Below are 14,199 nucleotides of genomic sequence, written 5' to 3' on the forward strand. Positions count from 1 at the left end.
GGAAAATGAAATGTGCAGATGCGCCGCGCCAACGCTGTATAAGTCGCGACATTGGCAAACCGTCTCCCTCGCCGGGCGACGGTTATTTTGCGCTTCAAGTCAAAGCGTTCCGGCTGAAAAATCGCGCAGCCAGAACGCCGCCAATCGCACCGCCCAAGTGACTCTGCCATGACACGCCGGGCGTAATCGGCAGTACGCCGTAGAACAGGCTGATGCCGTAGCTGAACGCCACGAACAGCGCAACCAGCACCGGAATGAACTTACGGCTGTAGAAGCCATACGCGACGAGATAGCCCGCATAGCCGAAGACCAGCCCGCTCGCGCCGATATGAACCGACCAGGGCGCGCCCAGGCACCACGCGCACAGCCCTGCACCGAGCATCGCGCCGATGGTGGCTTGCCAGAAGTTGGCGATGCGCGGCCACATGCAAAGCCAGCCGAGCACCAGCAGCCCCGGCGTATTCGACATGATGTGGATAAAGTTCGCGTGCAGCCACGGAGCGAACAGAATGCCCTGTAGGCCGCCGGCCGTGCGCGGCACGACACCGTGCCGGTTCAGATGCAGAAATGGCAACGCGGCCGACACCAGAAAAACGACCCATATCGAGCCGACGAACAGACCGAGCAGGACGACGCGCACCTTCAACGATTCGAAGAGCGAAGCACGCTTGGAGTTAGAGGGCGGCTTAAGGGCGGACATGCGTTCCTGGGCAGAGGGGTGGGCAGATGCGGGTGCAAACGCGCGTTCAAACAGCGATTCAGGCATGCACTATAAACCGCGCGCAGCGCGCACACCGGCACGGACGTCGACGAGGTGCAGCTTGTCGATGCGTCGGCGGGTGCGCGCTTCAGGCCTGCATCACGCCGTCGCCGCCGCGCGAGGGCGACTGACGATCTGATTGTCCTTGCCCTGTACCAGCGGCGTGAGCGTGACGTTGAACTCGATGTCCTTGTACGCGTCATCCTTGAGACCGAGCGCCGCGCCCCCCGTTTTCTCCACCACAGCCGGAATCAACTCCTCGCGCGTCGCATAGGCGAAGTCGTCCCAGATCAGCGGATCACCTTCGATATTGAACTGCGTGGTGAGCTTGCGATGCGCCGCGCTCGTGACGAAGAAGTGCACGTGCGCCGGGCGGTTGCCGTGGCGGCCCAGCCCGTTCAACAACTGCTGGGTGGCGCCCTGCGGCGGGCAGCCGTAGCCCACCGGCATGAGCGTGTGGAATGCATACGCGCCGTCTGGCCCGGATTTCACCGCGCCGCGCAGATTGAAGCTGCTTTGCGCGCCGGTTGGGTCGAAGTGCGAATAAAAGCCTTTCGAATTGGCATGCCAGCATTCGACGATGGCGTTGGCGACGGGCTTGCCATCCGTGTCGGTGACCTTGCCGCGAATCACCAGCGGGCCGGCATCGGCGTCTTCGTTGATATCGATCCTCGATACGCCCTCGCGCAACGGCGCACCGGCCACATAGAGCGGCCCTTCGATGGTGCGCGGCGTGCCGCCGTCGGTGCCGGCTGCCTTGTCGGCGGCATCGAGGCGAACGTCGAGGTACTTCTCCAGACCGATGCCGGCCGCGAGCAGCGCGGCTTCGCCGTCCTGACCCAGCTTGTTCAGATAGTTGACGCCCGCCCACACTTCATCGGGGGTGATGTCGAGATCGTCGATGGCCTCGAACAGATCGCCCAGCAGGCGATGAACGATCTGCTGCAAGCGCGCGTTGCCGCTATCTGCGCCGATATTGGCGGCCGCTTTCAGTAGGTCCTGGACTTCCTGGGTGTCGAATACCTTCACGCTCATGATTGCTGTCTCCGTTTGTTTGTCGCCCGGCATCGGATCTCGCCGATGGGCTCGCGTCGCAGCCGGGCCGTTATGAGGTCCGTGGTGCGTGAACAGGATTGAATACCTGGCGCGGCCCGCGCGCTATCCATCTATTCGACGCTCGCTATCCGCTTTTTTTGGTGCAACCCGCGAGCGCGCAGGCGCTGCGGCCGCGCGGCAAAAAAAGTGGATAGCGAAAGGCCACCAGGCGGATAGCGCGCAAATTTGGCGCGGTATTCAATGCAGTTCAACAAGGATCGGGTCGCAAGACCGTTGAATGGCACGAGGAGAACCCATCATGAGCGCGGAGAAAAGTACGTCGCAATGGCAGGAATTCGTTGGCGCATGCCTGGATTTTCGCCCGGCGGAGGGCGTGTATCGCATTGCACGCGAGATGTTCACGGAACCGGAACTGTTCGAGCTTGAGATGGAGTTCATCTTCGAGAAGAACTGGATCTACGCGTGCCACGAAAGCGAGATTCCGAAGCCGAACGACTTCATCACCCTGCGCGCCGGCCGTCAGCCGATGATTATTTCGCGCGACGGCAACGGCCAGCTCAACGCGATGATCAACGCCTGCCAGCATCGCGGCGCAACGCTTACGCGTATGAGCAAGGGCAATCAGAGCACTTTCACCTGCCCGTTCCATGCGTGGTGTTACAAGAGCGACGGCCGTCTCGTGAAGGTCAAGGCGCCCGGCGAGTATTGCGAGGACTTCGACAAGTCCACGCGAGGCCTGAAAAAAGCCCGCATCGCCAGCTATAAGGGATTCGTGTTCATCAGCCTCGATGTGGAGGGCACGGACACGCTCGAAGACTACCTGGGCGATGCGCGCATTTTCTTCGACATGGTGGTGGCGCAATCGCCCACGGGCGAGCTCGAAGTGCTGCCGGGTAAATCGGCGTACACCTACGAAGGCAACTGGAAGCTGCAGAACGAGAACGGCCTCGATGGGTATCACGTAAGTACGGTGCACTTCAACTATGTGAGCACGGTGCAGCGTCGTCAGGAGGCGAATGCAAAAGCGCACGCACAGGCGAATGCGCAGACGGGCGGTCAAGCCGCGGCTACGCTCGACTACAGCAAGCTCGGCGCAGGCGACGCTGAAACCGACGACGGCTGGTTCGCATTCCGAAACGGCCATAGCGTGCTGTTCAGCGACATGCCGAACCCCGGCGTGCGCCCCGGCTACGCCAGCGTGATGCCGCGTCTTGTGAAGGAGTACGGCCAGCACAAGGCCGAGTGGATGATGCACCGTCTGCGCAATCTGAACATCTACCCGAGCATGTTCTTCATGGACCAGATCAGCTCGCAACTGCGTATCGTGCGGCCGCTCGCCTGGAACAAGACCGAGGTGATCAGTCAGTGCATCGGCGTGAAGGGCGAATCGGATCAAGACCGTGAAAGCCGGATTCGCCAGTTCGAGGATTTTTTCAACGTCTCCGGCATGGGCACGCCCGACGATCTGGTCGAATTCCGCGAGCAGCAGCGCGGCTTCCAGGCGCGCCTCGAACGCTGGAGCGATATTTCGCGCGGCCATCATAAATGGGTGGTGGGCGAGACCGCACATTCGCGCCTGCTGGACATCGCGCCGTCGATGTGCGGCACGGAACTCACGCACGAAGGCCTTTATGTCAACCAGCATGGTGCCTGGCAATCGTATCTGCTCAAAGGCCTGGCGCTGAAATCGAACGAAAAGAAGGAGGCCTGAATCATGTCCGTCACCCCCACATTGCAACACTCCGTCGAGCAGTTTCTGTTTCGCAAGGCCGAGCTTTGCGACGATCAGAGCTGGGACGAATACCTCGATCTGTTCGACGCGAATAGCGTATTTCATGTGCCGCAGTGGGACTCGGAGCACGTGTATACGACCGATCCGAAGCGCGGCATGTCGCTGATCTATTACGCGAATCGCACGGGGCTGGAGGATCGCGTGTTCCGCCTGCGCACCGGCAAGTCGGCGGCATCGACGCCTATGCCGCGCACGCTGCACCAGATCACCAATGTGCGTATCGAAGCGCGCGAAGACGGCACGCTTGAAGTGAAGGGCAACTGGGCCACGTTTTACGCGCGGCAGGGCATCGGCGAGCACTTCTTTGGACGCGTGAGTTACGGTCTGCGCCCGGATGGCGAGAGCTGGAAGATCACCCGCAAGCACGTGCTGCTGCTGAACGACACCATCAACGCGGTGCTCGACTTCTACCATCTGTGAGCGCGAGGGAAACCATCATGAGCCACAAGGTCGCCTTCAGTTTTGCCGACGGCAAAACGGTGTTCTTCGATGTGCGCGCCAACGAGTTGCTGCTCGACGCGGCGCTGCGCAACGGCGTGAACATCCCGCTCGATTGCCGCGAAGGCGTGTGCGGAACCTGCCAGGGCCGATGCGAATCGGGCAGCTATACGCAGGACTATGTCGACGAGGAAGCGCTGTGCGCCGACGATCTCGCGGCGCGCCGGGTGCTGTCCTGCCAGACGCGTGTGCAGTCCGACGCTTCGTTTTACTTCGATTACGATTCGAGCCTGTGCAGTGCGGGCGGCACGACCTTGCTCAGTGGACAGGTCACGGCGGTGAAGCAGGTTTCGGAAACCACGGCGATCTTGCAACTGGATGCGAGCGCCTGCCCGGGACGCCTCGATTTTTTGCCGGGGCAGTATGCGCGCTTGAAAGTGCCTGACGCGAATGTATGGCGATCGTATTCGTTTGCAAACCGGCCGCACGATAACAATCAGATTCAATTCCTGATTCGCCTGCTGCCGGATGGTGCGATGAGCAACTATATGCGCGAGCGCTGCGAGCCGGGCCAGACCATCGAATTCGAAGCGCCGCTAGGCACGTTCTATCTGCGCGAGGTGGAGCGGCCGCTGGTGATGGTCGCGGGCGGCACGGGCTTGTCCGCATTCCTCGGCATGCTGGACGATCTCGCGAACAAGGGCGGCTGCGGCCAGCCGGTACGGCTTTACTACGGTGTCACGAACGCCCGCGATCTGTGCGAACTGGAACGCCTGAAGGACTACGAGGCGCGCATCGCCAATTTCGCCTGCGAGATTGTCGTGATGAATCCGGGTGATGGCTGGTCGGGTAAAACCGGGCTGATTCCCGAGCATTTCGACCGCGCGTTCCTCGAAGCGAATCCGTTCGACATGTATGTGTGCGGGCCGCCGCCGATGGTGGAAGCGATCAAGAGCTGGCTGGCGAACGAGCGTATCGACGGGCACCGGCTCTTCTACGAGAAATTCGGGGACAGTAATGGCAGCACGACCGGCAGCACGACCGGCAGCACGACCGGCAGCACGACCGGCAGCACGACCAGCGGCACAATCAGCAGCACTGGCGAGGCGGAAATCGCCTGAAAGCCGATTGAAACTGCTGCGTTGCAACGTGATTCATGATGTGCCGGGTATTTTGGCGGCGCGCGCGGTGGATTACCATGAGGGCATTCGTTAAATATCTCGTCCCTCTCGCCATGCCAACTCCCGCCGCCAAGGAAAGCCGTGGCCTCGACGCGCTACGCAACGACCTCGAAGGCGCGCGCGAATGGATGGCGACCATTTGCGGGCCGCATGGCTTGAAGGTGCGCAGTCCCCGGCAATTGCACTTTCGTCACAGCGGCACGGTGATGCGCTCGATGGCGAGCACCCTCGGCTACGTGGAATACGGCACCGACGTCACGGTCTCCATCGATGATGAAGCGCCGCTGAACTGCTACAGCGTGAGCCTGCCGCTCACCGGGCAGCAGGAACTGGCGGCGCGCGGTCGGTTGTGGTTGTCGGATCAGGATCGCGGCCTGATTCTGTCGCCGCACGAGACCCAGGATCTGGCGATCACCGGCAACTGCCGCAAGATCATCGTGTCGATTCCGCGGCAGGCCTTACGTCAGGTGCTGGAAGGGCTGTTGCAGCGTCCGCTCGACGCCCCCGTGACTTTCGAACCGCATATGGACGCCGCCAACGGCGATCAGGCGGCATGGTGGCGCATGGTCAGGTTCCTGCTGGCGGAGATGGGGACTGGCGGCCCGCTATTCGGCCATCAGCATATGGCGGGCGATCTCGAACAGGCCTTGCTCAAAGGGCTATTGCTGTCCCAGCCGCACAATTTCTCGCAGGAACTGGCCGACGCGATGCGGCCTTCCTGTCCGCAGTATTTGTTGCGCGCGAAACAATTCATTCACGACAATGCGCGCGAGGACATCTCGCTGGAAGACATCGAGCGTGCAGCGGGCGTATCGCGTTACAAGCTGTTCGATGGCTTCAAACAGCACTTCGGCCATGCACCGATGGCCTGGCTGAAGAAGCATCGGCTGGAGGCGGTGCGGCGCGATTTGCTGTCCGACCGTTCGGAGGGCAACGTTTCCTCGATCGCCATGAACTGGGGCTTTTCGCATCTCAGCCGCTTTGCCAGCGATTACAAGGAACTGTTTGGCGAGACGCCGTCGCAGACCCTGAAGCGGGCGGGGCGCTGAGCGCTTCATCGGGTTTTCCCGTATCAATCACGAAATTCAATAGTTCACGCGCGAAAATAATCATTTTTCAAGGCCGCGACGATGACTGAATAATCCGTCACCAGCTCACACAATGACGGAGACAGCATGTCATCACCCGCCCAGATCAAGCGTGGTATCAGCCTTTACAGCTACCAGGAAGAGTTCTTCCTGGGCAAGCTCGATCTCGAAGGCTGCCTCGCGCAAGCCGCAAAAATCGGTGCGAACGGAATCGAAATCGTCAGCGAACAGATGATCCCGCACGCGCCCCAGGCCGCCGATGCGTTTTATGCGCAATGGCACGAATGGATGGCGCAATATGGACTGACGCCGGTTTGCCACGACCTCTTTCTCGATACGAAACGCTTCCCCGGTCGCCTCATGACCGACGATGAATGCGTGGCGTCGATCGAAGCCGATCTGCGCCATGCACATCGCCTCGGCTGCCGTTTCGTACGTGTGCTCGTGAGTGTCTCGCCGCACATTCTCGCGCGCTGCGTGAGTGCCGCCGAGCGTTACGACGTGAAGATGCTGCTTGAAGTCCATTCGCCGCTGCATTTCGACCATCCGTGGATCATGCGCCACGCGGAAACGATGGAGCGGCTGGGCACGCAGCACATCGGCTTCATGCCCGATATGGGCATTTTCGTGAAGCGCTATCCGCGCGTGATGCGCGACCGGTTCGTGCGGATGGGTGCGCGCGCAACGATTGCCGATTTCATCTGCACCGCCTACGACGACCGCGTTCTCTCCGAATATCTCTTGCAGGACGTACGCCAGATGGGCGGAACGGCGATCGAGCTGGCGATGGCGGAGACGGTGCGCCATACGATCTGGTCGAACCCGAGGCGTCTGCTCGAATTCATGCCGCGCATCCATCATATTCACGCGAAGTTCTACGAGATGACCGCCGAAGGGATCGAGCCAAGCATTCCCTACGACGAAATCCTGCCGGTTTTGATCGAAGGCGGCTACAACGGCTATCTGTCGAGCGAATACGAAGGCAACCGCCACGTGCAGGATGCCTTCGAGGTGGACAGCGTCGAACAGGTGCGACGGCAGCATCGCATGTTCGAACGGCTGCTCGACCAGCACGCCGCGCTGGCGGCCTGATTTGCGGCCTGATCGCCTTGAATCATCTGGAATCGCTTCGATCGCTTCGATCGCTGCGATCAACTCGCAAGGAAACGAATCATCATGTTCGACAAATACATCATCTGCGAAAACAGCTTGCGCCAGCGCGCTGGTAACGGCGAGAGCAACGGATTCTCGCTGGAACTGCGTCTGCCGTATTACCGCGCGCTGGGTCTTTCGATGGTAGAAAAGATTGCTTTGAGCATCGACGGCGAGCCCGTGCCCCAGGAGCGCATGACGCTCGTTGTCGCTGACGGCGCGTTTGCGGTGTCGGAACTGGGCGGCGTGCAGGACGCGCGTTGGGGCTTCGGCGAAGTCGCGCGACTCGATGTGGAGGGCGTGGCGCTTGAAGCGACGCCCGAAGGCCACGACGTGCAGGTCGAGCAGCATTTGCGCATTTCCTATCTGCCGTTCATGCTGGTCGGTAAGGATCGGAAACAACTTGCGTTGCCGGCCGCCGGGGCGTGAGTGGCCGTGACACGCCGGGCTGGTAGCATGCCAGCGCGCGTGCCGGAAGGAACGCGAGTGTAAAGCGTTGAAAAGGGGATTTGAACGCAGCGGGCAAGGGTGCACAGAACACCCGCCCGTCCGGTCGACGGATCGACCACGACAAGACAAAGGCCGCCAGATGGCCGCAAGGAGACGCGTATGACGATCAGGACAGAGCGCAGGACGGAACGCCAGGCCGGTGCGGCCCAGGGGCTCGTGCTCAGCGTGGCATCGACGATGTCGGTGATGGGGGCGGTGGTGATGGCCCCCTTGCTGCCCAGCCTTCACGCCGAGTTCGCGGCGACCCCGGGCGTCGATTTTCTGGTGCCGATGGCGCTCACCGCGCCGTCGCTGTGCGTGGCCTTGCTCGCGCCGGTGATCGGCGTGGCGGCGGATCGCATCGGCCGCCGCCGTGCGTATCTTGTCGCGCTGCTGCTGTACGTGCTGTTCGGCACTGCGCCGCTGTATCTCCAGACGCTGCCGCAGATCGTCCTGAGCCGCGTGGGCGTGGGCTTCGCGGAAGCTGTCATCATGGTCTGCAGCACCACGCTGCTGGGCGATTACTTCACGGGCCCCGAGCGCGTCAAATGGCTGTCGGCGCAATCGGGGATCGCATCGGTGTCGGGCATTGCCTTCATCATGCTGGGCGGCGTGCTTGGTCGCGACAACTGGCGCATTCCCTTCGCGATGTACGCGTTGAGCCTCGTGCTGTTCGCCTTCACGCTGCTGCTGACATGGGAGCCCGCGCAGCGCGCACGCCAAGCCGTCCAGTCGCCGCGCTTTCCGTGGAGCAACCTGCTTGGCAATGGCGTGCTCACGGTAATCGGTTCGCTGCTGTTCTATCTGATTCCGGTGCAGATGGGCGCGGTGCTCGCCGGGCATGGGGTGAACTCGCCCGCTACCATCGGCATTCTGATTTCGATTGCCAGCATCCTGATTCCGATCGGCGCATTCCTGTTTCGCCGCGCGGCCTTGCATATCCGGCTCGATGCGATCGTCTGTCTGCCGTTCCTGCTCATGGGCGTGGGCCTGATCGCGCTCGGCCGCACGGGCGATGCGACGATGGATGTGGTGGCGGCTTCGGTGCATCAGCTTGGCGGCGGCTTCGTGCTGCCCGTGCTGCTGACGATGGCGCTGCAACGGCTGCCGTTCGAATTGCGCGGGCGGGGCACCGGCATCTGGATGTGCGCGTTTTTCCTCGGCCAGTTCATCAGCGCGCCGGTGGCGATTGGCGCGATGAAGGCAGCGGGCAGTATCGGCGTGTCGCTGGGCTGGCTTGGCGCGCTCAGCCTCGTCGTGTGCGCATTGCTGGTGGTGGCGGCGGTGCCGCGTGCACGTCGCGAGGGATGGGGCGTTTTGCCGAATACCACGCCGGGGCAGTGAAGACCGCATCGGTGCGATCGCTAAGCCGATCCATGAACGCCATGCCGCGCACGCCGGCATGGCGTTTTTTTTTATCGGCTTTCAGAGCGCAATGTCCGGTGTGATCTCGCTTGCGCAGTCGATCAGCAGGTCGCGAAACCATGCATAGGCGGGATCGTTCTCGCGTGTCTGCTGCCATTGCATCACCTCGGTAAGCGGCGGCAGCGCGATCGGGCAGTCGACAACGCGTAATTCGCTTTCGCGCGCAGCGAAGCGTTCGGCCACGAATGACGGCAGGGTGGCGATCAGCGGTGTGCCTGCAATGGCGGCGGGAATCGCCAGCAGATGTTCGGTGCGCACCACGCGTTCGCGTTGGGCGCGATGCAGGAGCGCATCGTCGGATTCGATGGTCGCTACGCTGCCGTCCAGCAGCGTCGGCACGATATGCGGCGACGCGTAGAACGCCGCTTCGTCGAGCGCGCCGTGTCTGCTGCGTGCACCGGACACCGCGCGATTGCCGCGCCACACCAGGCATCGATACGGCGCGCTCAGCAACGGCCGGCGCGGATGGTCCGCCGATGTGAAACTTCCCGGCAGCACCACGAAGTCGAGTCCTTGCCGCTCCAGCGCTTCGACGGCAGGCGTGCGCGCCGCACGAAACGCGCTGAAGGTGCGCACGGTGATGCTGATGCCAGGCGCCTCCCGCGTGAGCCGCGCGCTCACGAGCGGCAGCAGGAAGCCGGCGACGATCTCCGAGCAGGCAATCGCGAAACGCCGTTCGGCGCGCGACGGATCGAAACCCGGTTTCGCCGATGTGAGCACGCGCGCACGTTCGAGCCACGCCTGCACGGCGGGTTTCAACTCCAGCGCAACCGGGCTCAGAACCAGCTTGCGCCCTTCCTGCACCAGCAGCGGATCGCCAAAGTGCTCACGCAGGCGGGCCAGCATCGCGCTGATGGCGGGCTGTCCCACGTTGAGCCTGTCGGCGGCGCGCGTCACGCTGGGGTCGTCGAGCAGCGCGTCGAGCACCACGAGCAGGTTCAGATCGATCGAGCGATAGCGCATTGGCGTAATCCCATCAAAAGTTGTGCGCGCAACCGACGATCACTTGCGCGAGCCATTCGACCGCCGGATCGCCCGCGTGCGCCGCGCTCACTTGCAGCGTTTCCCAGACGTCGATGGCCGCGAATGGCGCGGGCACCACGCGCAGCGGCATCGCGCGAGCCGCCGCCTGGGCCAGGCGCGCGGGCACCGTGCCGATGCGCTCGGTGCCCGCCACGAATTCCGGCACGAGCAGAAAGTTGGGCACGATCACTTCGACCTTGCGCGCCACGCCCGCGCGATCCAGACGCCGCCCTTCGACGGTATTGGCTGCCGAATCCATGAACGTGGCGATCACGTGGGGCAGCGTCGAATAGAGCCTCGTGCTCAGACGTTCACCCACGTGAGGATTGTCGTTCGCGACGATGCAGGTGAAGGTCTCGTGAAACAGGTCGATCGACGGTTGATCGGCCGAGGTGAACTCCTTGGGCGCAATCGCGAGATGCGCGCCGCGGCGCTCCAGTTCGTCGCCCATGAGGTTGCGCGAGCGCGGCAACAGGCTGATCAGCGGGCGCATCGAAAGCGACACGCGGGGCGCTTCGTGCATGAGCCGTGCGATCACGCGCGGCATGAAGGCCTGCGCGACGTAGTCGGAGCACAGCACGACGAACTCCTGCTGTGCTTCCTGCGGGACGAAGGCGTGATTGGCGTTGGCGATGACATCGGCGCGTTGCAGCAGCGCGCGCAGGACCGGCTGCAGCTCGTAGCCGAGCGTGGTTGGCGTCATTTGCCGATTACGCCATTCGAGCAGCACATCGTCGAAGTGCTCGCGCAAGCGCCCGAGCGCCGAACTGACCGCCGACTGCTTGAGGCCGATGCGCAGCGCCGCGCGCGAGACGCTGCGCTCGGTGAGCAGGGCGTCCAGCACGACGAGCAGATTCAGATCCAGACCTTTGAGGCGCATGCGTAGCGTTCCTGGGGGCGTGAAAGCGGCTGCGTCGGGGTGGAGCGCAGGCGTGGCGTGAGGAATTGTCCGAAACAATACTTCGTCAGCGCTCTTGGTGGTTTCCCCAGGCGGCAAGCACCTAAAGACGCGCGCAAAGCCCTTGATCCAGCGGATCACAACGATCCTGCCTGGCATCACGAAAATCAATACATCGCAGGCGATATTTTTCATTTTTCGGCATGACTGGACCTGGAAATAATCCGGTTCACGCGCTGCAGACCGCGCGAACAAAAAAGACAAAACACCAAAAACGAAGCCGAAAGACTGGTCAGGAGACAACAACGATGAATCGCCAAAGCGAGGAACCGGCACGCAACGCGGCTGGCAAACAGCGCCGCAGGCGCGCGGTGAGCCGCGCGGTAAGCAGCATAGGCATCCCGCTCGGACTGTGCCTTGCCAGCACCGCCGCGAGCGCGCAGCAGGTCACGCTGTACGGCACGATCGACACCGGCTTGACCTACATCTCGAACAGTGCAGGCGGCAAGCTCATCGAAATGCAGCCGAACATTATGTGGAAAAGCGCGTTTGGCCTGCGCGGCAGCGAGGATCTGGGCGGCGGCACCCAGGCGGTTTTCGACGTGAGCAAGACTTTCAACACGTCGACGGGCGCGGATTACGGCTTCGGTCCGTCGATCGGCTTGAGCAACGACCGCTGGGGCACGCTCACCATGGGCCAGCTCAACGACTTCATGTTTCTTTCGCTCACGGTCCAGCGCTGGGGCCCCGAACTGTATTCGATGCCGCCGTACAACTCCTCGGCGGGGCCGTTCACGTCGCTCGGCCTGACTTTCGGATCGACGGACTTCAACGGCACGGCGGGCTGGTACGTGTTCAACAACGCGGTGAGCTATCGCTCGCCGACCATCGACGGTCTCACGATCGGCGCGATGTACGCGTTCGGCAACGTGGCCGGGCATGTGGGGCGAGGCGCGACGCAGAGCTATGGCGCCGACTACAGCCTTGGACCGCTGCAACTGGACGCCGCCTACACGTTCTCGCGCTCGGCCGACATGGTCGTAGACGGCGGGGCGCTGCGCAACTGGGGCTTCGGCGGGCGCCTGGCCGTGGGTAGCGCGTGGCTGGACGCGCTTTACACGAACACGCGCAACACGGGCCTTGGGACCGGCGTGCAGGTGCTGAGCGCGGGTGGCCAGTTTCCGGTGACGCGCAACACCGTGATGTCGCTGAACTATCACTACGACTGGGCCAACGCGGCGGCGCACAGCTACCACGCGCATCAGATATCGGCAGGGCTGTTCTACGGCTTCTCGCGCCGTACCGATGTCTACGCGACGCTCACCTGGCAGCGCGCGAGCGGCAACGGCGCAACGGCGATGGTCGACTACACGATGGCGCGCTCGTCCACGGCATCGCAGACGGTCGCGCGCGTCGGCATCACGCATCGCTTCTAGTTTTGCGCCCGGGTTCTCCTGATCACACGCTAACACGCTCACACGCCAACGAGGAAAGACCATGTTCACACGCATTCCGATCGCCGTGATGTTGATTGCGGCGACGATGGGCCGCGCGGGCGCGGCCGAGGACGTCAAGCGCGTCTGCCGCGATGTCTGGAAGCACGACCATTACGAGCAGAAGTGCCGCACGGTGCGCCGTGCGCCGCCGCCCGCGCCACGCATCGACGAGCCGCCCCCGCCGCCGAACTCGAAGAAAGACGGCCCGCAAAGCGGCCCGCTCAAGCATCCGCATCCGCAGAAGGATGCGAAGGCGGCCAAAGGCGTTGAGCCGGTCAGCCTGAAGCGCCCGCAGTCGAACTGAGCCGGCAGACAAGGAATCCACACGCCATGAAAACGATACTCGGCCCCGCTCTATTTCTCGCGCAGTTCGTGAGCGACGAAGCGCCATTCAACTCTCTCGACACGATTGCACGCTGGGCCGCCGGTCTTGGCTATCGCGGCGTGCAGATTCCGGCATGGGATGCGCGCCTGATCGACCTCGCGCGTCTCGCGGCCAGTCAGACCTACGCGGACGAAGTGCGCGGCACGCTCGCGCAGCACGGCATTGCCGTGACGGAGTTGTCGACGCATCTGCAAGGTCAACTGGTGGCCGTCCATCCCGCCTACGACGCGGCGTTCGATAGCTTCTGTCCGCCCGCCTTGCGCGGCCAGCCGCAGGCGCGCCAGCAGTGGGCGGTCGGGCAGCTGATGCTGGCCGCGCAGGCGAGCAGGCGGCTGGGTTTGCGCGCGCACGCGACGTTTTCCGGTGCGCTTGCATGGCCGTTCCTGTATCCGTGGCCGCAACGACCGGCCGGTCTGGTGGAGATGGCGTTCGAAGAGCTGGCGCGCCGCTGGCGACCGATTCTCGATGCCTTCGACGAAGCGGGCGTCGACGTGTGCTTCGAGATTCACCCCGGTGAAGACCTGCACGACGGCGCGAGCTTCGAGCGCTTTCTCGATGCACTCGGCGGCCACGCGCGCGCCAACATCCTGTATGACCCGAGCCATCTTCATCTGCAGCAGATGGACTACCTGGCATTCATCGATCTGTATCACGAGCGCATCAAGGCCGTGCATATCAAGGACGCCGAGTTTCGTCCCAATGGGCGCAGCGGCGTCTATGGCGGCTATGGATCGTGGCTGGAACGCGCGGGCCGTTTTCGCTCGCTGGGCGATGGTCAGATTGACTTTCGCGCGATTTTTTCGAAGCTCGCGCAATACGATTTCGAAGGCTGGGCCGTGCTCGAATGGGAGTGCGCGCTCAAGGACGCGGCCGTGGGCGCGCGCGAGGGCGCACGCTTCATCGCCGAGGGCATCATCGAAGTCACGTCGCGCGCCTTCGACGATTTCGCGGCGTCGGGCATGGATGAAGGCGCTAATCGTCGCTTGCTGGGTATCGGTTGATTGCATGTAATAAGG

Annotated in this window: 14 protein-coding genes; 10 read left to right on the plus strand and 4 right to left on the minus strand. The window is 62.9% G+C overall.

Features of this window, described 5'->3' with window-relative positions; all coding sequences use genetic code 11:
- Window positions 1-94 precede the first annotated feature (94 nt).
- Both F4827_RS12130 and catA read right to left on the minus strand, forming a co-directional pair.
- Window positions 95-700 (minus strand): rhomboid family intramembrane serine protease, encoded by a 606-nt coding sequence (locus F4827_RS12130; protein ID WP_183724175.1) that lies wholly within the window; start codon window positions 698-700, stop codon window positions 95-97.
- Window positions 701-859: 159 nt separating this feature from the next.
- A complete protein-coding gene (gene catA, locus F4827_RS12135) occupies window positions 860-1,795 on the minus strand; it encodes a catechol 1,2-dioxygenase (RefSeq protein ID WP_183724176.1) in 936 nt (311 codons plus the stop codon).
- A gap of 319 nt (window positions 1,796-2,114) precedes the next feature.
- On the opposite strand from catA, the gene antA reads away from it, so the two are divergent.
- The 7 genes from antA to F4827_RS12170 all read left to right on the plus strand — a co-directional run bounded on the left by antA (window position 2,115) and on the right by F4827_RS12170 (window position 9,300).
- Entirely contained in the window at window positions 2,115-3,527 is a 1,413-nt protein-coding gene (gene antA, locus F4827_RS12140) for an anthranilate 1,2-dioxygenase large subunit (protein ID WP_183724177.1), read from the plus strand.
- Between the two features lie 3 nt (window positions 3,528-3,530).
- The gene (antB, locus tag F4827_RS12145; RefSeq protein ID WP_183724178.1) at window positions 3,531-4,028 is read left to right on the plus strand and encodes an anthranilate 1,2-dioxygenase small subunit; all 498 of its coding nucleotides are present in this window, start codon (window positions 3,531-3,533) and stop codon (window positions 4,026-4,028) included.
- Window positions 4,029-4,045: 17 nt separating this feature from the next.
- The gene (antC, locus tag F4827_RS12150; protein ID WP_183724179.1) at window positions 4,046-5,167 is read left to right on the plus strand and encodes an anthranilate 1,2-dioxygenase electron transfer component AntC; all 1,122 of its coding nucleotides are present in this window, start codon (window positions 4,046-4,048) and stop codon (window positions 5,165-5,167) included.
- A gap of 77 nt (window positions 5,168-5,244) precedes the next feature.
- Complete coding sequence (locus F4827_RS12155; protein ID WP_260175145.1) at window positions 5,245-6,276, plus strand: AraC family transcriptional regulator; 1,032 nt, start codon at window positions 5,245-5,247, stop codon at window positions 6,274-6,276.
- Between the two features lie 126 nt (window positions 6,277-6,402).
- Window positions 6,403-7,407, plus strand: a complete 1,005-nt coding sequence (locus F4827_RS12160; RefSeq protein ID WP_183724180.1) for a sugar phosphate isomerase/epimerase — start codon at window positions 6,403-6,405, stop codon at window positions 7,405-7,407.
- An 84-nt stretch (window positions 7,408-7,491) separates the two neighbouring features.
- Window positions 7,492-7,896 (plus strand): DUF6379 domain-containing protein, encoded by a 405-nt coding sequence (locus tag F4827_RS12165; protein ID WP_183724181.1) that lies wholly within the window; start codon window positions 7,492-7,494, stop codon window positions 7,894-7,896.
- 180 nt (window positions 7,897-8,076) lie between these two features.
- Window positions 8,077-9,300: an MFS transporter gene (locus F4827_RS12170; protein WP_183724182.1), complete on the plus strand. Its 1,224-nt coding sequence runs from the start codon at window positions 8,077-8,079 to the stop codon at window positions 9,298-9,300.
- A gap of 81 nt (window positions 9,301-9,381) precedes the next feature.
- Here the strand turns inward: F4827_RS12170 and F4827_RS12175 are convergent, their stop codons facing one another.
- Window positions 9,382-10,344, minus strand: coding sequence for a LysR family transcriptional regulator (locus F4827_RS12175; RefSeq protein ID WP_183724183.1), 963 nt, complete (start codon window positions 10,342-10,344; stop codon window positions 9,382-9,384).
- 13 nt (window positions 10,345-10,357) lie between these two features.
- Window positions 10,358-11,284: a LysR family transcriptional regulator gene (locus F4827_RS12180; RefSeq protein WP_183724184.1), complete on the minus strand. Its 927-nt coding sequence runs from the start codon at window positions 11,282-11,284 to the stop codon at window positions 10,358-10,360.
- 326 nt (window positions 11,285-11,610) lie between these two features.
- Between F4827_RS12180 and F4827_RS12185 the strand changes: the two genes are divergently transcribed.
- From F4827_RS12185 to F4827_RS12195, 3 genes are all read left to right on the plus strand, one after another.
- Window positions 11,611-12,738 carry a porin gene (locus F4827_RS12185; RefSeq protein WP_183724185.1) on the plus strand — a complete coding sequence of 376 codons (1,128 nt, stop codon included), beginning with the start codon at window positions 11,611-11,613 and terminating at the stop codon, window positions 12,736-12,738.
- A gap of 61 nt (window positions 12,739-12,799) precedes the next feature.
- Window positions 12,800-13,102, plus strand: coding sequence for a hypothetical protein (locus F4827_RS12190; protein ID WP_183724186.1), 303 nt, complete (start codon window positions 12,800-12,802; stop codon window positions 13,100-13,102).
- 26 nt (window positions 13,103-13,128) lie between these two features.
- Window positions 13,129-14,184, plus strand: coding sequence for a sugar phosphate isomerase/epimerase (locus F4827_RS12195; protein ID WP_183724187.1), 1,056 nt, complete (start codon window positions 13,129-13,131; stop codon window positions 14,182-14,184).
- Window positions 14,185-14,199: the final 15 nt, after the last annotated feature.

Source organism: Paraburkholderia bannensis, assembly GCF_014200455.1.
Classification (GTDB): Bacteria; Pseudomonadota; Gammaproteobacteria; order Burkholderiales; family Burkholderiaceae; genus Paraburkholderia; species Paraburkholderia bannensis_A.